At 67.9% G+C, this 22,672-nt stretch carries 23 protein-coding genes; 11 read left to right on the top strand and 12 right to left on the bottom strand.

Annotation, left to right across the window (positions count from 1 at the left end; translation table 11 throughout):
* Window positions 1-26: 26 nt before the first annotated feature.
* A complete protein-coding gene (locus tag CPH63_RS18460) occupies window positions 27-1,844 on the top strand; it encodes a SulP family inorganic anion transporter (protein ID WP_197704440.1) in 1,818 nt (605 codons plus the stop codon).
* Here the strand turns inward: CPH63_RS18460 and CPH63_RS18455 are convergent.
* Complete coding sequence (locus CPH63_RS18455; protein ID WP_096304246.1) at window positions 1,841-2,047, bottom strand: hypothetical protein; 207 nt, start codon at window positions 2,045-2,047, stop codon at window positions 1,841-1,843. The two genes, CPH63_RS18460 and CPH63_RS18455, sit on opposite strands and share 4 nt — an antisense overlap.
* 116 nt (window positions 2,048-2,163) lie before the next feature.
* Window positions 2,164-2,661 carry a hypothetical protein gene (locus CPH63_RS22440; RefSeq protein WP_157749642.1) on the bottom strand — a complete coding sequence of 166 codons (498 nt, stop codon included), beginning with the start codon at window positions 2,659-2,661 and terminating at the stop codon, window positions 2,164-2,166.
* Between CPH63_RS22440 and CPH63_RS22435 the strand changes: the two genes are divergently transcribed.
* The gene (locus CPH63_RS22435) at window positions 2,654-2,911 is read left to right on the top strand and encodes a hypothetical protein (protein WP_157749641.1); all 258 of its coding nucleotides are present in this window, start codon (window positions 2,654-2,656) and stop codon (window positions 2,909-2,911) included. The two genes, CPH63_RS22440 and CPH63_RS22435, sit on opposite strands and share 8 nt — an antisense overlap.
* A gap of 199 nt (window positions 2,912-3,110) precedes the next feature.
* Here CPH63_RS22435 and CPH63_RS18445 read toward each other — a convergent pair whose 3' ends face one another.
* The 4 genes from CPH63_RS18445 to CPH63_RS18430 all read right to left on the bottom strand — a co-directional run bounded on the left by CPH63_RS18445 (window position 3,111) and on the right by CPH63_RS18430 (window position 7,126).
* Window positions 3,111-4,499, bottom strand: a complete 1,389-nt coding sequence (locus CPH63_RS18445; protein WP_096304244.1) for a hypothetical protein — start codon at window positions 4,497-4,499, stop codon at window positions 3,111-3,113.
* Window positions 4,500-4,560: 61 nt separating this feature from the next.
* Window positions 4,561-5,130 carry a hypothetical protein gene (locus CPH63_RS18440; protein WP_096304243.1) on the bottom strand — a complete coding sequence of 190 codons (570 nt, stop codon included), beginning with the start codon at window positions 5,128-5,130 and terminating at the stop codon, window positions 4,561-4,563.
* Between the two features lie 65 nt (window positions 5,131-5,195).
* The gene (locus tag CPH63_RS18435; RefSeq protein ID WP_197704439.1) at window positions 5,196-6,521 is read right to left on the bottom strand and encodes a chloride channel protein; all 1,326 of its coding nucleotides are present in this window, start codon (window positions 6,519-6,521) and stop codon (window positions 5,196-5,198) included.
* A 26-nt stretch (window positions 6,522-6,547) separates the two neighbouring features.
* The gene (locus CPH63_RS18430; RefSeq protein ID WP_172892234.1) at window positions 6,548-7,126 is read right to left on the bottom strand and encodes a hypothetical protein; all 579 of its coding nucleotides are present in this window, start codon (window positions 7,124-7,126) and stop codon (window positions 6,548-6,550) included.
* A 214-nt stretch (window positions 7,127-7,340) separates the two neighbouring features.
* Here CPH63_RS18430 and CPH63_RS18425 point away from each other — a divergent pair, with 214 nt between their 5' ends.
* Complete coding sequence (locus CPH63_RS18425; RefSeq protein ID WP_096304240.1) at window positions 7,341-7,739, top strand: STAS domain-containing protein; 399 nt, start codon at window positions 7,341-7,343, stop codon at window positions 7,737-7,739.
* A gap of 17 nt (window positions 7,740-7,756) precedes the next feature.
* Here CPH63_RS18425 and CPH63_RS18420 read toward each other — a convergent pair whose 3' ends face one another.
* The gene (locus CPH63_RS18420; RefSeq protein WP_096304239.1) at window positions 7,757-9,208 is read right to left on the bottom strand and encodes an NAD(P)/FAD-dependent oxidoreductase; all 1,452 of its coding nucleotides are present in this window, start codon (window positions 9,206-9,208) and stop codon (window positions 7,757-7,759) included.
* On the bottom strand, window positions 9,208-9,606 hold the full coding sequence (locus tag CPH63_RS18415) for an MmcQ/YjbR family DNA-binding protein (RefSeq protein WP_096304238.1): 399 nt from the start codon (window positions 9,604-9,606) through the stop codon (window positions 9,208-9,210). The genes CPH63_RS18420 and CPH63_RS18415 overlap by 1 nt, the downstream gene beginning before the upstream one ends.
* A 39-nt stretch (window positions 9,607-9,645) precedes the next feature.
* Here CPH63_RS18415 and tenA point away from each other — a divergent pair, with 39 nt between their 5' ends.
* Together tenA and CPH63_RS18405 are read left to right on the top strand one after the other, a co-directional pair.
* Window positions 9,646-10,344 carry a thiaminase II gene (gene tenA / locus CPH63_RS18410; RefSeq protein WP_096305275.1) on the top strand — a complete coding sequence of 233 codons (699 nt, stop codon included), beginning with the start codon at window positions 9,646-9,648 and terminating at the stop codon, window positions 10,342-10,344.
* Window positions 10,329-10,883: a GNAT family N-acetyltransferase gene (locus tag CPH63_RS18405; RefSeq protein WP_157749640.1), complete on the top strand. Its 555-nt coding sequence runs from the start codon at window positions 10,329-10,331 to the stop codon at window positions 10,881-10,883. Before tenA ends, CPH63_RS18405 begins: the two co-directional genes overlap by 16 nt.
* Here CPH63_RS18405 and CPH63_RS18400 read toward each other — a convergent pair.
* Window positions 10,873-12,540: a methyl-accepting chemotaxis protein gene (locus CPH63_RS18400; RefSeq protein ID WP_096304236.1), complete on the bottom strand. Its 1,668-nt coding sequence runs from the start codon at window positions 12,538-12,540 to the stop codon at window positions 10,873-10,875. The two genes, CPH63_RS18405 and CPH63_RS18400, sit on opposite strands and share 11 nt — an antisense overlap.
* 275 nt (window positions 12,541-12,815) lie before the next feature.
* On the opposite strand from CPH63_RS18400, the gene CPH63_RS18395 reads away from it, so the two are divergent.
* The gene (locus CPH63_RS18395) at window positions 12,816-13,658 is read left to right on the top strand and encodes a metallophosphoesterase (RefSeq protein ID WP_096304235.1); all 843 of its coding nucleotides are present in this window, start codon (window positions 12,816-12,818) and stop codon (window positions 13,656-13,658) included.
* Window positions 13,659-14,384, top strand: a complete 726-nt coding sequence (locus tag CPH63_RS18390; RefSeq protein WP_096304234.1) for a PIG-L deacetylase family protein — start codon at window positions 13,659-13,661, stop codon at window positions 14,382-14,384. It abuts the gene before it with no gap.
* Window positions 14,385-14,391: 7 nt separating this feature from the next.
* Here the strand turns inward: CPH63_RS18390 and CPH63_RS18385 are convergent, their stop codons facing one another.
* From CPH63_RS18385 to CPH63_RS18375, 3 genes are all read right to left on the bottom strand, one after another.
* Window positions 14,392-15,204, bottom strand: a complete 813-nt coding sequence (locus CPH63_RS18385; protein WP_096304233.1) for a thioesterase family protein — start codon at window positions 15,202-15,204, stop codon at window positions 14,392-14,394.
* Window positions 15,205-15,722: 518 nt separating this feature from the next.
* Entirely contained in the window at window positions 15,723-16,478 is a 756-nt protein-coding gene (locus tag CPH63_RS18380) for a DUF2510 domain-containing protein (RefSeq protein WP_096304232.1), read from the bottom strand.
* Between the two features lie 69 nt (window positions 16,479-16,547).
* On the bottom strand, window positions 16,548-17,492 hold the full coding sequence (locus CPH63_RS18375; RefSeq protein ID WP_197704438.1) for a LysR family transcriptional regulator: 945 nt from the start codon (window positions 17,490-17,492) through the stop codon (window positions 16,548-16,550).
* A 117-nt stretch (window positions 17,493-17,609) separates the two neighbouring features.
* On the opposite strand from CPH63_RS18375, the gene CPH63_RS18370 reads away from it, so the two are divergent.
* The 4 genes from CPH63_RS18370 to CPH63_RS18355 all read left to right on the top strand — a co-directional run bounded on the left by CPH63_RS18370 (window position 17,610) and on the right by CPH63_RS18355 (window position 22,666).
* Window positions 17,610-18,767, top strand: a complete 1,158-nt coding sequence (locus tag CPH63_RS18370; RefSeq protein WP_197704437.1) for a TDT family transporter — start codon at window positions 17,610-17,612, stop codon at window positions 18,765-18,767.
* Window positions 18,768-18,906: 139 nt separating this feature from the next.
* Window positions 18,907-20,202 carry a C40 family peptidase gene (locus tag CPH63_RS23540; protein ID WP_096304229.1) on the top strand — a complete coding sequence of 432 codons (1,296 nt, stop codon included), beginning with the start codon at window positions 18,907-18,909 and terminating at the stop codon, window positions 20,200-20,202.
* Window positions 20,203-20,345: 143 nt separating this feature from the next.
* Complete coding sequence (cheB, locus tag CPH63_RS18360) at window positions 20,346-21,848, top strand: chemotaxis response regulator protein-glutamate methylesterase (RefSeq protein ID WP_096304228.1); 1,503 nt, start codon at window positions 20,346-20,348, stop codon at window positions 21,846-21,848.
* Window positions 21,848-22,666: a protein-glutamate O-methyltransferase CheR gene (locus CPH63_RS18355; RefSeq protein ID WP_096304227.1), complete on the top strand. Its 819-nt coding sequence runs from the start codon at window positions 21,848-21,850 to the stop codon at window positions 22,664-22,666. The genes cheB and CPH63_RS18355 overlap by 1 nt, the downstream gene beginning before the upstream one ends.
* Window positions 22,667-22,672 lie beyond the last annotated feature (6 nt).

Here is a 22,672-nt window from a genome sequence, read left to right as displayed (position 1 = left end):
CCGGCGGCCCGTCTCACGCTGCTCAGATGATGCCGGCCGGTCGCCGGTCGGTCAGCCTGGTTGATGTGCCCGACGAGCCGGACGAGCCCGACATGACCGACGTGACTTGGCGTGCGCGAGCGCGCGTCCAGGTCGCCACCGCGCTGCCTCGACTGCGCCACAGCGCTCCGCCGCGAGAGAGCTGGCGTGATGACGTGCTGGCCGGTCTGGCCGGGGCCATCGGCAGTGTCCCGGACGGAATGGCCTCCAGCGTCCTGGTCGGCGTCAGTCCGGTGCACGGTCTCTACGCGAGCTTCGCCGGTCGGATCGGTGGCGGTTTCTCGACCAGCACGAAGTTGATGGTGGTGACCACCACCAGCGCCGCCGCGTTGGCCGCCGGGTCCGCGCTGGCCGGCGTCTCGGCGGCCGATCGCCCGGACGCGCTCTTCCTGCTCACACTGCTTTCGGGCGTCTTGATGATCGTCGCCGGGGTTCTGCACTTCGGGCGGTACACCAGGTTCGTACCGCACTCGGTGATGATCGGATTCCTCACCGGTATCTCGGTGAACATCATCCTCAGCCAGATCCCGACCCTGCTCGGCTACACCGCGCATGGGTCGTTCAGCCTGGCCAAAACCGTTGACACGCTGCAGAACCTGCACTGGTCGCAGCTTCCGTCGCTGGCGACCGGGCTGTCAGCGATCGCGCTGACGGTCGGTCTTTCGCGGACCAGACTGGCCCCGCTGTCGGCGGTGCTGGCGCTACTCATTCCGACGCTGCTGGTCATCCTGCTCGGCGCGGACAGTGTGCCCCGGGTCCATGACTCCGGTGAGATCCCGCTGGGGTTGCCAATGCCGCACCTTCCCCCGCTCAGCGCGCTCAACTTCAGCGTCGTCACCGGGGCGCTGGCGGTGACCGCCATCGTGCTGATTCAGGGCGCCGGCGTGGCGGAGGCTGCGCCCAATCCGAACGGAACGCTCTCGGACGCCAACCGCGACTTCATCGGCCAAGGCGTCGGCAACATCGCCGCCGGACTCTTCAAGGGTCAGCCGGTCGGTGGTTCGGTCGGCCAGACGTCGCTCAACGTGACGGCCGGTGCGCGCAGCCGCTGGGGCGCGATCTTCAGCGGACTCTGGCTGCTGCTTATCCTGCTGCTCTTCGCCGAATTGGTGGGCAAGGTAGCGATGCCGACGCTGGCCGGCGTCCTCATCGTGGCCGGCGTGGCATCGCTGCGGGTAAGCCAGATCGAGACAATCTGGCTGACCAGCACCATCTCCAAGGTCGGGATGACCACTACCTTCCTGGCGACCCTCTTCCTGCCGGTGGCGGCCGCAGTGGGTATCGGAGTGGCGCTGGCCCTGATGCTGCAGCTCAATCAGGAGGCGCTGGATCTGCGGGTGGTCGAGCTTGTCCCGGCCGGGATCGGCGGTGTCGCGGGACAGGGTTTAGAGGGTTTCGAGCGCTTCGAGGAGCATCCGGCCCCCAAACGACTCACCGCTGAGACGGTGACCGTGCTGGACATCTACGGCAGCCTCTTCTACGCCGGCGCCCGGACGCTGCAGACCCTGTTGCCGGACCCGGCCTTCGCGCCGTCGGCGGTGGTGGTGCTGCGCCTGCGCGGCCGGACCATGGTGGGCGCGACCTTCGTCGTCGTAGTGGAGGACTACCTGCGACGGCTGCGAGCCGGCGGCGGGCAGCTCTACCTCAGCGGCGTCGATCCCGAGCTCTGGAAGCAGCTGAGCCGCTTCGACCGCTTCGAGTCCGCCGACGACATGCACATTGTGCGGGCCGACATCGTGATCGGCGCCTCGACCCGATTGGCCTACGATCGGGCAACGCAGTGGATCGAGAGCAGGAAGAGCTAGGCTCCGTCCACTCTTCGAATGTCGACGAGCTCCAGGCCGAGCGCCCGCACCTGGTCCAGTAACCCGTGTAGCGCGGCCTGGTCCAACTCGCCACTGAGCACAGTCGTCGTCGGCTCAGTGTCGATCCAGACATCGTCGAACGCCTCTCGCGCGGCCCGACCAAGTGAGCCAACCACCCTTACTTCATAGGAATCCGCGGCCATGGAACCTCCTCTGCCGACCTGGGCGACGAGTCTCCATGATGGAGCCACGACACTGATCGAGAGATCACCTGGAGAGGATGAACCGACTGAGTTCCCCGGATGAGTACGGCCCCGGATCAGGAGTGCGGCGGGATGGGCGGTTGTAGTACCTCGCTGAGTCGGGCCCGGGCCGTGGTGATGGCGGTGGCCGAATCCTGGATGAGCGACGGGCGGATCGCCGCCGCCGTCGGATCCAGGGTCGCCACGTCGGCTGAGCGCAGCCGTACGTCATTGTCGAGGGCGCCGCGAAGATCGGAGACGGCGTTGGCCAGCTGCTGCGCGCGGGTGCGGTCGGCTTCGCTGGTCGCACCCCCGGCCAGCTCGTACAGGCGGCGCTCGAGATCGCTCACGGCGGCGCTGTTCTCAGTCCACATGCGGACCGCCTGCTCCCCACTGTTGGCCCGATTGGCGATGTTCGGGGTGAGGCTGTCGGACATCCAGCGGGCCGTACCGGCGGCGTTGGCCAGGTTCGCCTCCCAAGGCGGATTGGCCGGCCCGGCCCGGCGGCTGCGACGGGCGAAGTAGTAGATGAGCCAACCAGCCAGGGCCAGCACGACAAGAAGCGCGATGACCACTGCCGTCGTGCTGACACCCGACGAGGAGTTCGACGTGGTCGGGCTGGGCGAAGCCGGGGCGACGGAGGCGGTGGTGGGGGCGGCACTGGTGGCCGGCGTCTGGGTCGCCTCTGGGGTCGGGCTCGGCGTGGGTTCTGGCGTGGGAGTCGGCGACGGCGACGGGGACGGGGACGGGGACGGCGACGGTACGTCAGAGGTCGATGCGTCGGTCGGCGCGGCCGGAAAGCCCGCTGGTATGGCGGTTAGCTGAAGCGAGTTCGACAGGGTCGAATGAACAATGAGAACGGCCATATGTGATGCCAGAAGCCTTCCAATGGTGGCGGGTGCCGCGCGCGGCGAAGATCGGGCGCAACCTTTTCAGGCATCGTCCCCGGAACTGCTCCGGCCGGCCTCACCTACGTAGGGTGGTCAGCGGCCGGTCGGACGACCTCTCGACCTGCGTCGTTGGGTCAGGCTCCCGGATCTGTCGACTCGGTGGGTGTCTCGATCGGCACGTCGGTGGGCTGCGGCTCGGGGGTGACGACCTCAGTCGGCGCCGGCGTCGACGGACTCGGAGTGGCGCCGGGGCGGGGGGTCTTCTTCACCGGACCCGGACCCGGACCCGGACCCGGCGTGGCGGGCGGGGGACCGGGCACGACGATGATGCCGCGCCCGGGAACCACAACCGTGTGGGTGGTCGGCAGCGGCGTGGGTGTCGCCTTCTTGGGGCGCGGGGTGCGACCCGGGACGTCGGTCGGGGACGGCGAGACAGATGTGCCCGCGACCGGTGGGGGAGTGATCTGACCGAGCGTGCTCCAGTCCAGATGGCTGGTCACCACCTCGCCCAGCAGGCTGCCCTCGGCTTCGTGGCCCTTCTCGTTCGGGTGGAACGAGCCTCGTTCGGAGTCGAGGGTGGTTGCCCCATTCATCCAGGAGTCGGCCGAACAGAGATTGTGGTGCGGGCCGTTCATGGGCTCGAAGAGGCGGGCATCGTTGCGATCTATCCCGGCGGTGCCACCGTTGTTGACATCGAGGTAAGTGAAGTGGACGCCGTTGGGGCGCGTGGCGTTCGCGCTCGTAACGGCGGTGGCGATGGCCGCGTTGAGGTCACTCACCAGCGAGCGCACCTCAACCGCATCTACCGTTCCCAGCCCCATACAGACCCCGATCGCCTTGCTCAATCCCTGCCATTTGGCTGGGTCCTCCACGATCTGTGGATAGCCGAGGACGACGACGTTTCCGCCCGAGGTGACCATGTCGTTGCCGACGTCGGTCAGGAAATCGCCGTAGCCGGCCGAGATGCCGTCGGTGATGGCCTGCTTGATCTGGGACTGATTTGGGCAGAGCCGATCCGGTTCATCCCCGGACGCCTCGACGGTGCCTTCGACGCTGCTCTGCAGGTCGGGTGAGGCGTCGAGCCCGATGCATTCGCGGATGATGTCGACGAGGTCCAGATCGTCGCCGCCGTAGGTGAAGGTGACCAGGTCGAAGCGTCCGATCGCGGGCATCCATTGCCCCTGCGGGTTCTGGGTCGAGGGGATGAGCTGCCGGTAACGGGCGCCGGTGCAGCTGAGTACCACCACCGGCCGGGCGATCGAGACCTCAGCCGACGAACTCTGCGCGGCGATCTGGGAGTAGACCTGGGAGCCGGCGGCCGAAGGCTGCGCGCAGCCACCGCTGGAGTCGCTGAGTCCCTCACCGGAGGAGAAGGAGTCACCGGCGGCCAGCATGGTGATCTGGTGCCCGACCGCTCCCGAGCCGGGTATCGCCAGCAGCGTCGCGGTTAGGAAGATCGCGGTCAGCGTGACGATTGCGGTCACGGCACGGGTTGCCGTCACCCGACCCGAGAGCCAGCTCACGATGGCGAGCCGTTCATGCCGCTGACTGTCGTTGATGCCAGTTTCAGGTTATGCCGGCCGGTCATGAGACAACGCCCAGTTGGACGAAGCGCTTGGCCAGCAGCCCGTCGACGGCCACCAGTTGTTTCGTCGAGGTGTTCGTGTTGCAGGCGCGCATGGTGGCGATCGCATGTATCTCGGCGACCGCCAGTTCGTTGAGCACCGCATCTGGGACGGCGAACGCGGCCCGGGCAAGACGATCCTGATTCTGCGGCGAGATGAGGGCGGTGAGGGCCCGGCACCCGTCGTCGGTGTAGTTGAGCGCCACGGTGGCTGCGGAGCGATGCATGCCGAGCAGGGGTGCTCCGGTGCCGCGCAGGTATGCGGCGGTACGAGCGGTGTCGGCGGCCGAGACGGCCGGGAGCACGTAGCTACTGGCCGACGGAGAAGGTGTGGCCCGGCTGGTGCAGCCGGTGAGGAGTGCGGCGGCCAGCAGCGCGCCGACCAGGCCGATTAGGCCGACAAGGCCGATTGGGCTGCCCCGGCCGACCAGGTCACCCCGGCTGACCGGAAGCGGGGCAGCGGCGAAACGGGCAGCACGGAGACCGGCCAGACGACTGGTTACGGTGCCCGGTCCCGAAATATGCCCCATCACACCCCCCAGTGCGCAACCCGGCCATCCTAGCCTGGGGTGATTTCGGCTCTGGGGCGACCGAATCAGGTCGCGGTGTGGGCGTTGGTGAGGTGGCTCCAGGCCGGCAGATGCTGGGATGTCAGAGTCGCTGTCCCCACCGCGATCATGATCGGGACGAGCAGCGTCTCACCGGTGTGGGTGAACTCGATGACCAGCGCGATCGCGGTCAGCGGGGCCCGCTGGGTCGTCGCCAGCACGGCCGCTGCCCCGATGATTGCGAACGCGGCGAGTGGGCTGCCGGGCCAGAACATTGTCCACACCCCGCCCGCGGCTGCCCCCAGTAGTGCCCCGGTGGCCAGCGCCGGAGTGAGCAGCCCACCGGTGGCCCCGCTGCGCAGGCAGAGGGCGGTGGCCAGTGGTTTCAACAGGGCCAGCGTGGCCAGCAACGCGATCGTCGGGGTCGCGTCGAAGGCCAGTTGCGCGGCGCCCTTTCCGTTGCCGAGCAGTTGCGGGAACCCGATGGCGACAACCCCGACCAGGGCGAAGGTGAAGGTGGTGAAGACCGGGAGGTGCCAGCCGTGGGGCTGGTGGCGCAACGCGACGGCGGCCAGGCGCATGAAGGCCGCCCCGGCGACGCCGGCGATGGGGCCGAAGACGATGGCCCAGGTGAACGCCGTCGCGGTCAGATGTAGCTCGGCGACGGTGTAGGTCGGGCGGTTGGAGAGGACCGGCCAGGCGACGGCGGTGGCCGTGGCACTGGTCAGCACCGCCGCGACGATGTCGGCACGGGCCGCCGAGGCGAGCAGCACCTCCAGCGTGAAGAGCGCTCCGCCGAGCGGCACGTTGTAGACCGCCGCCAGCCCGGCTCCGGCTCCGCAGGCCATGATGGTGCGCTGCTGGTCGAGTGACAAGCCGGCCCGCGCGGCCAGCCACACGCCGATCGAGGCACCGAGCTGCCGCGGTGCTCCCTCCCGTCCGAGCGACGCGCCGAAACCGACCGCGGTGATCTGCAGGATGGAGTCGAAGAGCGTGCTGGGGATGGGCAGGCGCGGCCGGCGCTCACGCAGCGCTTCGCGAACGGTGACGATCGTCAGATGGGCTCGCTGGGCCCACCACCCGAGTCCGACGATGAGGCCACCGATAGTCATCGCGATGACCCGCCGTCGACCGGAGGCATGTTCGACACCGATGAGGAAGGTGTTCTCGGTATAGCCGAAGGCCAGGTGCTGGATGAGATGAAGCAGCAGCGTGAGCCCCACGCCGCCCGCGCCGGCGCCGAGTCCGGTGAGGACGAGCACGGCCAGGGTGCGCACGCCGAGCCACTCGACGCTTCGACGCGCAGCCGGGTCTGGGCCCGTCAGGTTCTGCCCAGCCTGGTCTGGGCCGGTCGGGCCATCGGGAGAGCGCACCTACCGATACTGACAGAGGCGGTGGGTCAGGCCGGGGTCAACGACGGCTTCAGCGGATGAACATTTCTCGCACGTGGGCGGCTGGCGACCTGCAGGTGCCGGGAGAGCCCCTCCAGCGCCACCCGGCACAGGTGCGCATGATCATCCCGCGTGCTGCCGTCGGCGTAGAGCACGGTGACGCCCTGATACGCGTGGGGCTGCCGTCCAGCGGCGAACCAGGTAACGGTGTTGCCGGCCGCGTCGGTCCAGCCGGTCGTCGTGAAGCCACCCGGGAGCACGCCCGGCACATTCGGGCCGCGGCGAACCGCGAGGAAGTCGGGCTCATGCCCATCGGCGAAAGGGAGTCCGGTGAGGCGGCTCAGCACGTCAGTGCCATCGGTGATCGAGCGCAGCAGGGATACGGCGAGGTCGACCTCGGCGCTGCCACCGCCGCGCACACTGCCGGTGATGACAGGGTGCGGCCTGAGTTGCCGGGGTTGCCCGGCCTGCCCGGTTGCCACCCCGTAACGATCCGCGTAACCATCCACGGCACCGACGGAGCCGCCGACACCGACCGTGCCCCTGCGACGTGACCCGGCGCTACGCAGAGTGTCAAAACTGATCACCTTGGCGACCATCCTCAGTCCCTTTCGTCGGACCTGCTGGCACCCCTATCGGCGGCGGTGGCAGAGGGTTGAGCTCGGGGCGGAAAAGAGGATGATGGGCAGGCGGATGTTTATGAATTTCTAGCTGCGGGTAATTGAGCTTCGACGGACGGTCGAGGGTTGCGGTGGATCTCCTGTCGGAAGCTGACTAAGGCCGCGGGGAGAGGAACTGACGATGGAATCGACTCTGAGCGCGTCGGATGAGATGTCGACGCTGCGCGTGGACGCCCTGCGCAGCGAAGGTGGCCGCTCATACATCAAGGTATCTGGAAGCATGGACTGTGGGAGCGCCGAACTGGTGGCGGCCCTGATCGATGTGCAGCTCAGTCATCGGCGAAAGTTCATTCGCATGGACCTCTCCGACGTGACCGTAATCGACGTTGTCGGTGTGCAGACCGTGGTCGCCGCGCACCGCCGGGTGCTGGCTGATCGGGGAACGCTGGTGCTGGCCGAAGTGCCGACGGTTGTTCAGGCCGCCTTCCACACGCACGCGGCCGACGACGGGTTACTGGTGATGTATCCTTGTGCCGATCACGGCGCGGCGATGGCCAGCTTCGTGCGCCGCACGAAGTAACGGCAGACCCAGCCCTCTCAGGCGAACTCGCGGGCGATGGCTTCCCGGGCTGCATTCTGACCACACATGCCGTGTACGCCGCCGCCCGGAGGCGTTGAGGCCGAACAGAGGTAGACGCCGGGCAGGGCGGTGCGATAGCGAGACCATCGGGGCAGCGGTGCGTACCGTAACCCGCCCGGAACCGGACCCAGGAACGCGGCGGCCACCCCGGCCCGCCCGGCATTGATGTCGCCGCCGACGTAGTTCGGGTTGTACCGCTGGTATTCAGCGGCCGTCCGGGTAGAGCGGGCCAGTACGACATCCCGGAAGCCCGGTGCGAACCGCTCGATCTGGCGCTCCACCGCCTCGGTGCGATCAAGGGCCGAGCCGTTCGGCACGTGACAGTAGGCCCAGAGAGTGTGCTTTCCGGCCGGCGCACGAGTTGGGTCGACCACGCTCGGCTGCACTACGAGCACGTATGGGGTGTCACTATGCCGGCCGGCTTCGACCCGGCCCTCACTGGCTGCGATCTCGGCCATCGAGCCTCCGACGTGCAGAGTGCCCGCCCGCCGGCAGTCACGGTTCGCCCAGGGCACCGCCTCGCTGAGGGCGTAGTCGACCTTGAAGCTTCCCGGTCCGTAGCGGAAACGCTGCAGTTGGCGGCGATAGCGAGGTGGCAACCGGTCTGCGCCGATCCGCAGAAGTTGCCGGGGTGAGAGGTCGAGCAGGGTGACCCGGCTGGGTGGCAGCTCGGCCAGCGATGTCACCTCGTGGTCGTACTCGAACTCCACGCCGAGTTCCACCAACCGGCGCACCAGAGCGTCGCTGATCGCCACGCTGCCACCCTCGACCACCGGCCAGCCACCCACATGCGCGCTCAACGCAAGCACCATGGCAAAGGCTGAGGTGAGCGGCGCATGCAGACTGCGCATGCTGTGCGCGGCCAGACCGGCGAAGAGGGCGCGGGTCGACTCCTCCCGGAAGAGACCCGCGGCCAGTGTCGTGGCCGGCACCAGACCCGGCAGCCCGAAGCGGCACAGCGTGACGGGATGCCGCGGAGGCCGGCGCAGATCCCCGAGTACTTCGGGGAAGAGCTGCTCGGACCGGTGGAGCAGCGGGGCGAGTAGTCGCCGCCACGCGGAGGCGTCGCGGCCGAGGCCGGCCGCCGTTGCCTCCAGGTCGCTGAATCCGAGCGCGGCCCGGCCGCCGTCGAGCGGCTGTGCGTAGGCGATCTGCGGGCGGAGTAGCCGGACTCCGAGGTCGGTGAGGTTCAGACCGGTGAAGAACGAGGAGAGTTCCACCATCGACTGCACCGTTGAGCAGACGTCATGCCGAAAGCCTGGAAGCGTGAGTTCGGCCGTGCGGCAACCCCCGCCGGGGCCGCTGGACGCCTCGATGACCCGCACACTGAGACCGGATTCGGCCAGGGTCAGGGCCGCGGCCAGCCCGTTCGGCCCCGATCCGACGACCACCGCGTCCAGCGGGGGCATCACTGCCGGCTCTCGAGGTACTCCATCGCTCGTCGTTTGGGCACCCGCGCCAGCCACGCGTCGACGATCAGCTCCCGAAGCTCTTCGGCATCTATCCGTTCCAGCTGTATGAGCACCGCGGGGTAGTTGTCGAAGTGTGGCGTCGTGAAGTACACATCCGGATCGTCGGCCAGCAGCGCCTCCTTGACCCCGAGGTCGGCGGTGCGCACGGCCAGGATCGGCTCGGCGGGAACCGGCTGACCGGCCGCCTCCAGGGCGGCCACGTCGCCGCGTCGCAGCGGCCGCTCCCAGACCAGGTTCTTGTCGCCGGCTCGCCAGGAGTGGGTCGGGCCGCCGATATCCTCCGACGTGGTGGGCAGCGCGGCGACGATCTCGCGAATGTCATCCCAGGAGGCCACGATCTGAGCATAAGGCAGGATCGTGGGGTGGCCGCCGGTGTGATCCAACCATCTGACCCGTTCGATCCGCCCTCCTCCTGGAGTTCGCGACTGTGGTCGGGCATCGAGGAGATTTACCCGGCAATTCTTGGTCATCCCTTCCTGACCGGTCTCACCGACGGCGATCTCGACCCGGCGGCCTTCAGCTACTACGTTGCCCAGGACGCGCATTACCTGCGCGACTACGCGCGGGCGCTGGCCATTGTCGGGGCCAAGGCGGCAACGCATGAGCAGACCGCGATGTTCGCCCGCCACGCCGCCGGTGCGGTGGAGGTCGAACTCTCACTGCACAGTCGCCTCCTCGGCGAGCTGGGACTCGACGCGACGCAGCTCGAGTCCGCGGTCATCTCACCGACCACGCGGGCGTATTGCAGCTATCTGTTGGCGACCGCCTATGGCGGCACCTTCGCCGAGGGGTTGGCCGCCGTGCTTCCGTGCTACTGGATCTACGCCCGCGTCGGAGCCGAGCTCGCCGCTGCGGGCTCACCCGACCTGCGTTTTCAACGCTGGATCGACACCTACGCCGGCGAGGAGTTCGCGCTGGTGGTGAACGAGGTGCTGGCGGTGACCGATCAAGTCGGCGCGGGACTCAGTGAGACGGAGGCGACCCGGGCTCAGGCCCACTTCGTGACGACGTCGCGCTATGAATGGATGTTCTGGGACGCCGCCTGGCGGCAGGAGCGGTGGCCGCTGTCATGAGCCTGGACGGGCGGTGGTGGGGTGAGCGGCTTCGGGTGCTCGAGCGAGGTATCGAGGTCGCGCCGGCGCGGGCGGAGGAGATCGAGCCGCTGCGACGGGCGGTGCTGCGTGACGGCAATCCGGAGTTGGATGCCACGACCCCCGAGGATGGCCTCCCAACCACACTGCATCTGGCTGGGGCCGACCTTGCGGTCGGGCGGCCAATCGGATGCTTGACGCTGATTGAGGCGCCTTTTGCGGGTGATCCGCTGCAGATCGGGTTGCGGTTGGCGCTGATGGCGGTGGATCCGCAGTACCAGCGTCATGGCGTCGGTTCGGTACTACTGCGCACAGCGCAGCGGGCCGCGGCGTCGGTGGGTACGGGGATCTGGGCCAACGCCCGTGACTCGGCGCTCGGCTTCTATGCCCGCGGGGGCTTCGCCACCTCCGGGAGCGGCTTCATCGGTCCGATGAATCTTCCGCATCACCGGATCTACTGGCGGCCGCCAGTAGATCCGGATCAGCCGGTCACGGATGAGACGTCGCGGCTCAGACTTTGAAGCCCGACAGCGAGTGACGCAGGTCGACCGAGAGCCGGGCCACTTCGAGGGCGGAGCGCTCCGACTGGCCGGTGCCCTCGCTGGAGCTGCGGGCCGACTCGACGACTGAGGTCAGGTTGCGCGAAATCTCCTCCGCGCCGTCGGCGGCGTTGTGCACATTGCGGGCGATCTCGGCGGTGGCGGCCGACTGCTCCTCAACCGCGGAGGCGATGACGAGCTGGAATCGGTTGATCTCCTCGATGACGGTGGAGACTCGACCGATGGCGCTCACCGCGTCATGGGTGTCGGACTGGATGGCCTCCAGACGCCCGGCGATGTCGTCGGTGGCCTTCGCCGTGGCCTGAGCCAGGTCCTTGACCTCGCTGGCGACGACGGCGAATCCCTTGCCGGCCTCGCCCGCGCGGGCGGCCTCGATGGTCGCGTTGAGGGCGAGCAGGTTGGTCTGCTTGGCGATGCTGGTGATGACCCGGATGACCTCGCCGACCTCCGAGCTGGAGTCGCCGAGACGGCTGACCGTGTCGGTGGCGGTCTGCGCTTCATGGACGGCGCTGGCGGCGACCTCGGCCGCACCGGCGGCCGACTGGGCGATCTCGCGAACACTTGCGTTCATCTGCTCGGTGGCGGCGGCGACGGTCTGGACGTTCGCTGAGACCTCGAGCGCCACATCGGCGGTCGCAGTGGACTGTGTCGAGGTGAGCTCGGCGCTGGTGAAGACCTGGCTGCCGACGGTGCTCAGTTCCTCGGCCGCGCCGGCCAGGCTGCCGGCCGATGCGTTCATCGCCTGGAAGGCCGAGCGCAACGAGGACTGGGCCCGGTCGAGGGCGGCGGCCATCCGGCCGATCTCGTCGCGGCTGGTGACACCGGCCGATCCGGTGAAGTCGCCATCGGCGAAGCCGGCGAGGACAGCCTCGACCCGGCGGATCGGCGGAGCGATCAGGCGCACCAAGCCGATTCCGATCCCGATCAGGGCGATCGCGGCCGCCGCGACGATGATCAGCAGCAGGGTGTTGGCGCTACGACGGGTCTCGGCGATGTGGTGGAGCCCGGACTGCAGCTGCGCGGTGTCGACCGCGCTGAGGTCGTTGATGGCATCCTGCAGGGAGTCGACGATCGGTCCGACCTCATCGCCGTAGATCGAGGAGAACTCAAGGTTTTCAGCCTGGGTGTGCGGGGTCTTGGCCAGCGGGATCAGCTTGGCGTCGGCGATGGAGATGATCTGCGCGATGCCGGGGGTCACCGTCTTCTCCATGATCGAACGCTGGTTCAGGGTCAGTGGCCCGGCGGCGTACTTCTGCAGGCCGGCCAGCGTGATCGCCTTCTTCTTCTCATACGTCTCCAGACCGTCCTGAATGTCGGCCGGGCGGGCGAACGTGCCGCCCTGGACGAGGTTGATTCGCATCCGGGCGAAGGCTTCGCGGGTGGCGCCGAAGTCATTGGCCCGTACGGCGATGTTCGACACCAGTTGCTGAGCCGAGCGGTTGGTCCGCGACAGCCCGACCAGTCCGACGGCACCGACCGCGACCATGCCGATGAGGCCGACCGAGATCAACGAGATGACCTTGGTAGAGATGGAGAGGTCGGCGATCCGGCCGATGAAGCCGCGGCGCTGCGGTTCCGCAGCGGCGGCGCTGCGCGATTCGGTGCTGATTTCAGGCATTGGCAGGTCCTATATTGAAACGCCCTCGCAACCGAGGTACGACAGGTGGAAAGTTGACCCCCACAGCATCGGCACTGCGTTAGGCCATGTGAGCTGAATCAAGTTCAGCCGCGAAATCCGTCGTACCGGCCAGTAGAGCGACACATATCGATGCCCGCCTGGGCTTCGACGGCGCCTGCCCTCCGTCCGTTCCCCGCCGGCTTCAGACGGTCGTCGCCGGCTCCCTGCTCCCGGCTGCTGTGCTGCTGAGGCGGCGGACCCGGTAGAACCTAGGTATGGCTGGGAAACTATTCGCGACGAGCGATCTGCACATCGGCTACCGGGAGAACCTGGAGTTGACGCTCGATCTCCGTCCGGACAGCGATGAGGACTGGCTGCTGGTCGCCGGCGATATCGCGGAGCGCTCCGACGCCGTCGAGAAGGTACTGGACTACCTGTCCCAGCGCTTCGCCAAGGTGGTGTGGGCCCCGGGCAACCACGAGCTGTGGACGACCCCGACCGACCCGGTGCAACTGTCCGGCGTAGCCCGCTACGAGCACTTGGTGCAGAGTTGTCGCGAGTTGGGAGTGCTCACCCCCGAGGACCCCTACCCGGTCTGGAGCGGGCCGGATGGTGCGGTTACGATCGCCCCGCTCTTCCTGCTCTACGACTACACCTTCCGGGTCGAAGGTTGTGCCGACAAGGCCGAGTCACTGGCCGGGGCCTACGCGGCCGGGGTGGTCTGCACCGACGAACGCTTCCTCGATCCGCAGCCCTACGACAGCTGTGAGGCCTGGTGCCGGGATCGGGTCGCCTACAGCGAAGCCCGGCTGGCCGAGTGTGATCCGCTGGTGCCGATCATCATGGTCAATCATTGGCCGCTGGTCCGGGAACCGACGCGGGTGCTGCGCTTTCCCGAGTTCGCGCAGTGGTGCGGAACCGAGCTGACCGCCGACTGGCACCGACGCTTCAACACCGCGGCCGTCGTCTACGGGCACCTGCATATTCCGCGCACCACGTATTACGACGGCGTGCGCTTCGAGGAGGTGTCGCTGGGCTATCCGCGGGAGTGGCGGGCTCGCCGCGCCGGAGCGGTGCTGCCCCGTCAGATCCTGCCGGTGCAGGCGCAGACTGGGTGAATGAGTGCTGAGTTGGAACATGTTGATGAGAGTTGGTCCAGTGCGTTGGCGATCGTGGCGCACCCCGATGACCTGGAGTACGGCGCGGCGGCGGCGATCGCCCGCTGGAGTGCGCAGGGTAAGCGGATCGTCTACTGCCTGGCGACCAGCGGTGAGGCCGGAATCGACTCCCTGGCTCCCGAGGAGTGCGGACCGCTGCGGGAGCGGGAGCAGATCGCGTCGGCGGCCGTCGTCGGAGTGCAGCAGGTGGAGTTCCTCGGGTATCCGGACGGGGTGCTGGAGTACGGTTTGGCGCTGCGCCGCGACGTCTCGCGGGCGGTGCGCCGACATCGGCCGGATGTGGTCATCACGGGCAACTTCTCCGAGCGCTGGGGGCCGGGGGCGCTGAATCAAGCTGACCACATCGCGGTTGGGCGCGCGGTGCTGGACGGGGTCCGCGACGCCGGAAACCGGTGGGTCTTCCGGGAACTGCTGGATGAGGGGCTGCCGCCGTGGAGCGCCACCAGACTGCTGGTCGCCGGCTCACCGCTAGCCGCCCATGGGGTGGATACGACCGACTACCTGCAGCTGGGCATCGCCTCGTTACAGGAGCATGCGGCCTATCTGGCCGGCCTCGGCGACCACGCCATGGCCGACCCGGAGGAGTTTCTGGAGTCGATCGCCCGGGAGACCGGCGGCAGGCTCGGCACCCGCTTCGCCGTCTCCTTCGAGGTCATCGACCTGTGACCTGGGCTCAGCCCAGGCGGATGCCGGCCAGCTGGGTTCCATGCGCCACCAGTCGTCCGGTGGAGTCCCAGACGTAGCAGGCCTCGTCGACCCGTTGCGCGTCGATCAGCTGAGCCCGCTGCAGAACCTGCACCGGCCCGGGGGCGGGGAGCGCGCGAACGTAGACCGTGAGTTCCAGCGTGGGCACCCATCCGGTCAGCTCGATCTCGAAAGTTGCCGGGGGAAACGCGTCGACTGCGTAGAGCAGTGAGGTCGGGTCGAAGGCCTCGCCGGCGGGCAGGGCCAGCCACCCGCGCAGTTCGCCGCGGCCTGATGGGGCTCCGTTGGCAAATCCGAGGGTGCTCGGCTCGATGCGCAGATCCACCTGATCCATGATCGCCACCCGCAGCCCGCTGGGTGACGAGCTTGGGATCCGCAGGCACTCATCGGGTTGGGCGACCGGTCGGGGTGGGAGGCCGGCCTCCCAGAACGGCTTGGTGTCGACGTCGAGGGTGCCGGTTGTGAAGAGGGCTTCGACGCGCGGGCGTCCCTCCTGCTCCATACGAACTCTGACCTGGCTAGCCGATCGGCCGCCCCGCAGCACCTCGGCCTCCAGGTTTACCGGCCCCGGGTCGGGGGAGCTGAGGTAGTGCGCGGAGGCAGCGATGACGTGCTGGTGCTGGCCCACCGCGGCGGCCGCGCGCCCCATCATAGCCAGCAGGTAGCCGCCATTGGGCTTACCGCCGATCGTCCACTCAGGATCGACCTCGGCGCGGAACTGGTGGGCAGTGAGCGGGTTGGCGGCGATCGAGCTGACCAGCGAGAAGGGGGTTGGTTCCATACGACCATCAAACACGGATCCCCCGACATCGGCCGCAGGGACGCCGTGGTTGTGATCCAATTCGCGCCGGCAATTCGCGCTGCGGGTTGTTCAGACAAATTGCGGTTGCACCGGTACTGGGCGCTACTAGTCAATTACTGACGAGTAGCAAAAGCCGGTTATTCGCTGCGATAGCAACCTAAAAGCAATTGATCACGCAACTACCTAGCTAAGCCTTTACCTTTTCACGTTTTGGATACACACTTGAATGACACAGAGTAATGCGGACCACGGAAGAGGAGTTCAGGTTTCTCGTAAATCTGGGCACTTCAGCGTTTCGTCTAGACCAGTATGACGATTCGTCTAAGGCGCGCAAGTCGGATCCGACGGCGCGCCGCTGCCATGTTCCGTCGGGGGTCTCAGCGTCACTGGGGTTACGTTGAGGCTCCCGGCGGAACTCTCATTCCGCTTTTCATTCCGACATCATTCGGCTTTCCCAAGATCGTTCGATCGTCGAAGTAATTATCTGTCCGAACCAATTACTTCTCCTCCGGCTGATCGGGCAATGGGGCTTCCCAGTGCTGGCCATTCCACCAGCGGTACTTATGCCTTGCCTCGGGGTCGGGATACCAGCCCGGTCGGGGTGGCGGCGCCGGTGCGGGAGTGTGTGCGCCAGTCGGCGACCCGGAGATTGGTATCGGCCAGCCGTTCGATGCCCCGGCCGGATAGCCTGTCACGGTCGGGGAGATCGCAATTATTGCCGTCTCGCGGCGTCGCTTGGACCGGGCCACGATAAGCATGATGACTCCGGCCACCAGCATGGCCGCACCGAGGAGTCCGAGGGCGACCCAACCCAGGATGGAGAGGACAAGCTTCCCCAGGTCACGCCCGATCACGACAGTGGCGGCATTCGAGGAGACGACGGTGATCACATACGCGCCAGCCTGCGGCGCGTGGAATTCAACCACCGACGAAAAGGTGTCGCCGTCGCGGTTGAGCTTCTGCACGGTCGACGGTATCGAAAGCGGTATTGGTTGCGTGTCGGGGCCGACAATCGTCACTCCGCGCAGCGAGCCGCTATCCGGTGGAGAGGCGGAGAAGTTCGCTGCGTTCTCATACACCAGATAGTCGCCGGCCTGCAGATTCAGGGTGTTGTGCATCGGGGTCTGAAAGATCGGGCTGCGCAAGGTGTCGACGAACGGTGGACCCGCGGTGTGGACGATCACCGCGCCGGCGAGCGCGATGAGCGCGACCGCGACGCCGATCATCCATAGCCCGAGTCGTTTGAGGGTCATGCGGGCACTGTATCCAGTTGGTATCCAGTCGAAATCTCTGCCTGGTCGTGGCTGTGGTCGTGGCTGTGGTCAGGGCCGGCCGGCTGGATGGGCAACGGCGATCGCAACCAGGTCCCGAGCTGCTCCGGACGGGGGCGTCGCCCCGCCGAGCCAGACCGCCCGCAGTGTCCGGCTCAGCTCCAGTCCTTCGACCTGGATCCCGCGTAGCCGCCCCGTGCTCAGGTCATCGGCCACCGTCAGCTCGCTCAACACCGCTGGTCCCGCTCCGGCGATGACCGCCGATCGAACGGCGGCGGCGGTCGAGAGGGCCAGTGCCGGTGCCGCGAGTTCGGGGTCGGCGCCGAGGGCCCGGCGCAGTGCCGCGTCCAGCGCATCCCGCGTCCCCGAGCCGATCTCACGAGTGACCAGCGGGCTGCGCGCCAGCTCGGCCGCGGTGAGGGGGCGCTGACGCCTGCTCCAGGGATGATCGGGGGGCACTACCACGACAAGACGGTCATGCCCGACCGCCCGGCTGCGCAGCCCCTTCGGCGCCTGTGGGCCCTCGACGAAGCCCAGCTCAGCCGCCGCGTCGCGAACCATCGCCGCGACCGCATCACTGTTGGTCGCGGTGAGCTCGATCTGGGTGAGCGGTTCGCCGCGCTGCTCATTCCCCGCGCGGAGCGCCACCAACCAGGCCGGCAGCAGTTGCTCGGCCACGGTCAGGCTGGCGCTCACGCGTAGTCGGGCGCGACGATCCTGGCGTAGCGAGGCCAGTCCGGCGTCCAGTTCGGCCGCCGCTACGAGCAGACGAGAGGCCCATTCGGCCACCACCACGCCCATCGGAGTGAGTGTTGAGCCACGGGGAGTTCGGCTGAGTAGCACGATCCCGATCTGGGACTCGATGGAGGTGATCCGGGCCGAGATCGCCTGCTGGCTGACTCCTACTTCGGCCGAGGCGGCGTTGAGGCTGCCCGTCCGGGCGACAGCCAGGAAGACCTCGAGCGCGGCGAGGTCCGGCACATGTGGACTGAGCAAGCGGCACCTCCTTCTACGGCTACAAAACCGGCTTGTAGCCGGTTACCAATCTACTTTGTAACGCTGCAAGTTCAAGCGGTCTACCGCAGACGCCTCGGTCATCGGATCGTTGATGGGGTGACGACCTCCCTCGCTGCCGACCGACCCGGCGCCGCCGCCCCTACCGCCCCCACAGGCCCTGCTGTCCCTACTCCCGCCGCTGCCAGTTCGGGCCTCGCCTACCTTCCGCCGAACTGGTTCGCCGCCGTGATGGGCACGGGAATCGTGGCCGTGGCCGCCGCTGGTCTGCCGGTTCAGTTCCCCGGCCTGCGAGCCTTCGCCATCCTGATGTGGGCGATCGCCGCGCTGCTGCTGGTGGTACTGACCGTCGCCACTGCCGTCCATTGGCGCCATCACCCGGCGACGGCCCGCGGATATCTGTCGCATCCCGTGCTCGGGCACTTCTACGGCGCTCCGCCGATGGCGCTGATGACGGTCGGCGCCGCAACGCTCCTGCTGGGCCAGCACATTCTCGGTGCACGGCTGGCACTTGATGTGGACTGGACACTCTGGAGCGCGGGGACGCTTCTCGGTCTGATGGCCTTCGCCTGGATTCCGTATCGGACGTCCGCGGGTCGAGCGAAGGTGGCATTCGGTGGTTGGCTCATGCCGGTGGTCCCGCCGATGGTCTCGGCCTCCACCGGCGCTCTGCTGATTCCGCACGCCCCGACCGCTTCGGTACGGATCGCCCTGCTGATCGGGTGCTACACGATGTTCACCATCGCCCTGGTCGGGTCCGCCGTCGTCATCGCCCTGATCTGTCTGCGCCTGGGAAGGCACGGCCCTCCGCCGCCGCAGTTGGTGCCCACGCTGTGGATCGTGCTCGGGCCGCTGGGGCAGTCGGTGACCGCGGCCAACCTCCTGGGCGGGGATGCTCGCCGCCTGCTGTCGGCCGGCCCCGGGGCGGCGCTGCAGGCCTTCGGCCTGAGCTACGCCGTGCCGGCCCTCGGATTCGCGCTGCTCTGGAGCGTCATCGCCGGCCGGATCACCTACCGCACAGCCCGGCCGGGGCTGCCCTTCGCGATGACCTGGTGGTCGTTCACGTTTCCGCTCGGCACCTGCGTCACTGCCCTCTCCGGGCTATCCCTACGCACCCACGTTGGTTGGCTCGGCGACGGCGCGGCCCTGCTCTTTCTGGTGCTGGTCGCGGCCTGGCTGCTGGTCGCTTCGAAGACCGCCTCCGGACTGCGGGAGGGACGCCTGCTTCAAGCGCCGGCGTCGCAGCCGGCGCCCTAACTGGAAGCCCAGTCCGGAAGCTCAGGTATAGGGCCGTACTGCCGAAGAGAAGGGGTGAACCCACGGACGGGAACGCGCGCTGAACGGTCTGAAGCAGCGACACGGACGGTGCGCGTCTGACGGATCAGGAGCAGTTCGGATGGCTGGCATCGCCGCACAGACCGGTAGAAAGTTACTCGCCGCATCCCTGCCGGTTCTGCTCTGCCTGCTGCTGTGCATCACCACCACCACTCGCAGCGCCGCCGCCGATCCGGCGCCGGTGGGGGCGTCATCCGCGGGGTCAACCAGCACGGCCGAGGCGCAGAAATCCGCAGCCGACGCGCAGGTGGCCGCCCTCACCGCCAAGATCGTCGCCGCTCGGGGCCGCGTCGCGGCCGCCAACGGCGCCGCTGAGGTCGCTGAGCAGCGCTACACGAGGCAGATGGAACTACAACAGACGGCGGCCGACGCCGCCGCCGCGGCCGAGCAGCAACGGCGGACCGCCCAGCAGACCGTCGAGGAGAAGCACGCGCAGGTCGTGAGCATGGTCATCACGGCCTACGAGAGTGGTAACAACGTGCCGGGTTCGTCGGTGGCCGCAATGATCTCCGCGCCCGACCTGGAGACTCTGCTCGACCAGACCGGTCTCAAGCAGCAACTCTCCGCCGAGCAGGCCAATGTGTTGACCCAGTTCGGCCTGGCGCTCGCCGCGGTGACGACGGCCGAGCAGGCGGCGAAGGACGCCTTGCAGCGCCAGCGGGCGGCGACCACCGCCGCTGAGCAGGCGGTGGCGGCGGCTCGGGCCGCCTCGGCCAAGGCGCGAGCCGAACAGGCGTCGCTGAACCAGGCCCTCAGCGCCGCCAAGAGCGTTCAGGCGGCGGCAGCCGAGGCGCTGGCCGCCGAACAGGCCGCGGTCCCCGCCTTCACCGCGGCGCAGGCCCGGGCGCTGCAGGTGCAGTACGCGAACCAGGTGGCCTCGGCCCAGAGCGTCCCGATAGCACCGAACACCGGCCGCTGGACACCGGCCGCCGGGCAGACCGCGGTGAACCGCGCGCTGCGCTGGCTGGGCACGCCGTACTCCTGGGCCGGCGGAGGCATCTCCGGCCCGACGCTCGGAGTCGCCGTTGACGCCGATTCGGCCAACGACGGCAGCATCGTCGGCTTCGACTGCTCCGGGCTCATGATGTACGCCTGGGGTCCCTACATCAGCCTGACCCACAACGCGGCCGAACAGTACGTCGAGGCCGGGTCGCTGCACCCGTCGGTGGCCGACCTGATGCCGGGTGACCTGGTCTTCTGGTCGCCGGCCGGCGGGGCGGGCAACATCTCGCATGTCGCCATCTACCTCGGCGGCGGCAACGTGGTGCAGGCCCCGCACAGTGGCGACGTCATCAAGATCACGCCGATGAACGCGGTGGACTACGGCTACTTCGGGGCCACCCGCCCGCTCACCTGAGGCGGTGCCGGCAGGCGTGTGCGGTGCACGCGGCTGCGGTGACCCGAGTAGGGAAATCCCTAGAGTTGCGGGCGGCTGCGTCTGCGGCTGCGGTCTGACCGCTTTCCGTTCATGCCCGGCCCGTCGTGGTCGATAGGGGGTTCATGCGAATCGCGAGAGTGATGGTGGTCGATGACTCAGCGGTCATCCGCCGACTGATCTCCGACACGCTCTCCGAGCATCCGCAGATCGAGATCGTCGCCTCCGCGGCCAACGGACAGCTGGCGTTGGATGCGCTTGAGACGACGGTTGTGGATGTCATCGTGCTCGACATCGAGATGCCCGTCCTGGACGGCGTGAACACCGTACGGGCGCTGCGTCGCAGCGGGCGGCGCATACCGGTGATCATGTTCAGCACGCTCACCGAGCGAGGGGCGCGCATCACCTTTGACGCGCTCGCGGCCGGCGCGACCGACTATGTCACCAAGCCCGCACACTCCAACAGCATCGAGGAGTCCCGCAACAACGTCCGCATCAACCTCATCCCGCGGGTGCTTGCCCTCACCGGCGTCGCACCGTGGGCCGAGCCCGGCAACAGCGCCGGAGTGTCCCGATCGGCGGCCACCCAGGTCGCGGCCGCGGTCGTCGTCCCGGACGAGGTCGAGCAGCCCGCTCAGGTCCATCCCGCGCTACCGGTGCCCGCGACCGAGCCGCTCCTGGCGTCGCCGACTCAACCGGCTTCCCTGCGCCCGTCCACTCCTCCAGCGCTGTCAGAGGCCGCCGCCCCGTCATCACCGGCGCCCCGACCCGGCCAGTCGCCGCGGAGTACCCCCGCGACTACGCGCCCGGCCCCACCCTCGTCAGTTCTGCCGTCGGCGGTTGCGCCAGCGCGTCCAGCTGAGCGCACTTTCCCGCCGGTAGCCCTACGTCCGGGTGTGCCGAGCGCCTCCGCCGTGGCCGACTCCGGGACGCGGGCCAACCAGAATGCCGTCCCGAAGCGGGCCTCGGCCGCCGGGGGCGCGCGCATCAAGTTGCTCGTCATCGGCACCTCGACCGGCGGCCCGGAGGCACTGAACCAGGTCCTACCGCTGTTGCCGGCCAGTTTCCCGGTGCCGATTCTGATCGTCCAGCACATGCCGCCGATCTTCACCCAGCTCCTTGCCGAGCGCCTGGATCGGGTCTGCAAGTTAACCGTGCGAGAGTCGGCCGGTGGTGAACTGCTGGTGCCGGGAAGCGTCTACATTGCGCCGGGTGACCTGCACATGGAGATCGACGTCACCGGCCCGAACGCCTATACAAAACTTGGGGGAGGGGCGCCGGAGAACTTCTGCCGCCCTGCAGTGGACGTGCTCTTCCGCTCAGCGGCGAGGGCGTTCGGTTCTGGAGTACTCGGGGTTGTCCTCACTGGTATGGGGAGCGACGGTCGTCGCGGCGCAGGGGAGATTCGGGCCGCCGGCGGACAGGTAATCGCACAGGACCAGGCAAGTTCGGTGGTCTGGGGAATGCCCGGCGCGGTGGCCGGGGATGGTCTCGCCGAAGAGTTGCTTGATGTACATGTCATCGCCGACGCCATCCTGCGTCGGATCTCACCTATCGCGTCGTCCCACTCAGTCACCTCACCGGTGAATGCGACGCAACCAGTAGCAGTTAGGCGGAGCAATACCTAATGCCAATCAGCACTGCAGCCTTCGAGTGGGTCTGCACGGTACTTCGTTCCGATGCGGCGATCGTCCTCGAGCCAGGTAAGGAGTACCTGGTCGAGTCCCGGTTGGCTCCACTGGCCCGGCTCTCCGGAAAGTCGGATGTCTCGACCTTCGTCGAACACACCCGTAGCACCGCGGATCGACGTACCCGCGACGACATCGTCGAGGCCCTGACCACGAACGAGACTTCCTGGTTTCGCGATAGCCAGCCCTTTGTCGCGCTCGAGACCGAGATCCTGCCCAAGCTCAGCCGAAGTGTGCACGGAACCCGCAATGTGCGGATCTGGTCGGCCGCCTGCTCGACCGGTCAGGAGCCGTACAGCATCGGAATGATCGTGAAAGACAGCATTCTGGGTGCCGGTGCCGCAGGTTGCGAGATCCTGGCCACCGACATCGCGCCCGGCATCATCGCGCAGGCCCAGCGCGGCACGTACACGCAGGGTGAGATCAACCGCGGTCTGCCGGCGATGAAGCTGGTCAAGCACTTCAGCAAGGCCGGAATGCACTGGCAGATCAATGAGAACATCCGCAAGATGGTCTCCTTCCGCCAGCTGAACCTCTCCCAGCCGTTGCCGGCGATCGGCCAGTTCGACGTGGTCTTCCTGCGTAACGTCCTCATCTACTTCTCGGTGGAGACGCGGCGGGAGATCCTGCAGCGCATCCGCGCGGTCTGCCGCCCGGACGCTTACCTGCTGCTCGGCGGCGCCGAGACGACGATCGGCGTGGACGACAGCTGGGTGCGCGAGCAGATCGGCCGGGTTCCGGTCTACCGCCCCCGCTAGCCCGCG

Origin of the sequence: Jatrophihabitans sp. GAS493 (genome assembly GCF_900230215.1) — a bacterium.
GTDB lineage: Bacteria > Actinomycetota > Actinomycetes > Mycobacteriales > Jatrophihabitantaceae > MT45.
Note: the sequence above shows the minus strand (reverse complement) of the source record. Positions and strands in the feature narration are given on the sequence as shown.

Coding starts and splice junctions, on each gene's coding strand:
- CPH63_RS18390 (WP_096304234.1), top strand. CDS start 13,659: ATGAGTGCTGAGTTGGAACATGTTGATGAGAGTTGGTCCAGTGCGTTG.
- CPH63_RS18395 (WP_096304235.1), top strand. CDS start 12,816: ATGGCTGGGAAACTATTCGCGACGAGCGATCTGCACATCGGCTACCGG.
- CPH63_RS18420 (WP_096304239.1), bottom strand. CDS start 9,208: ATGCCCCCGCTGGACGCGGTGGTCGTCGGATCGGGGCCGAACGGGCTG.
- CPH63_RS18355 (WP_096304227.1), top strand. CDS start 21,848: ATGCCAATCAGCACTGCAGCCTTCGAGTGGGTCTGCACGGTACTTCGT.
- CPH63_RS18380 (WP_096304232.1), bottom strand. CDS start 16,478: ATGACCCTCAAACGACTCGGGCTATGGATGATCGGCGTCGCGGTCGCG.
- CPH63_RS18455 (WP_096304246.1), bottom strand. CDS start 2,047: ATGGCCGCGGATTCCTATGAAGTAAGGGTGGTTGGCTCACTTGGTCGG.
- CPH63_RS22435 (WP_157749641.1), top strand. CDS start 2,654: ATGACCACTGCCGTCGTGCTGACACCCGACGAGGAGTTCGACGTGGTC.
- CPH63_RS18440 (WP_096304243.1), bottom strand. CDS start 5,130: ATGGGGCATATTTCGGGACCGGGCACCGTAACCAGTCGTCTGGCCGGT.
- CPH63_RS18425 (WP_096304240.1), top strand. CDS start 7,341: ATGGAATCGACTCTGAGCGCGTCGGATGAGATGTCGACGCTGCGCGTG.
- CPH63_RS18400 (WP_096304236.1), bottom strand. CDS start 12,540: ATGCCTGAAATCAGCACCGAATCGCGCAGCGCCGCCGCTGCGGAACCG.
- cheB (WP_096304228.1), top strand. CDS start 20,346: ATGCGAATCGCGAGAGTGATGGTGGTCGATGACTCAGCGGTCATCCGC.
- CPH63_RS23540 (WP_096304229.1), top strand. CDS start 18,907: ATGGCTGGCATCGCCGCACAGACCGGTAGAAAGTTACTCGCCGCATCC.
- CPH63_RS18385 (WP_096304233.1), bottom strand. CDS start 15,204: ATGGAACCAACCCCCTTCTCGCTGGTCAGCTCGATCGCCGCCAACCCG.
- CPH63_RS18460 (WP_197704440.1), top strand. CDS start 27: ATGATGCCGGCCGGTCGCCGGTCGGTCAGCCTGGTTGATGTGCCCGAC.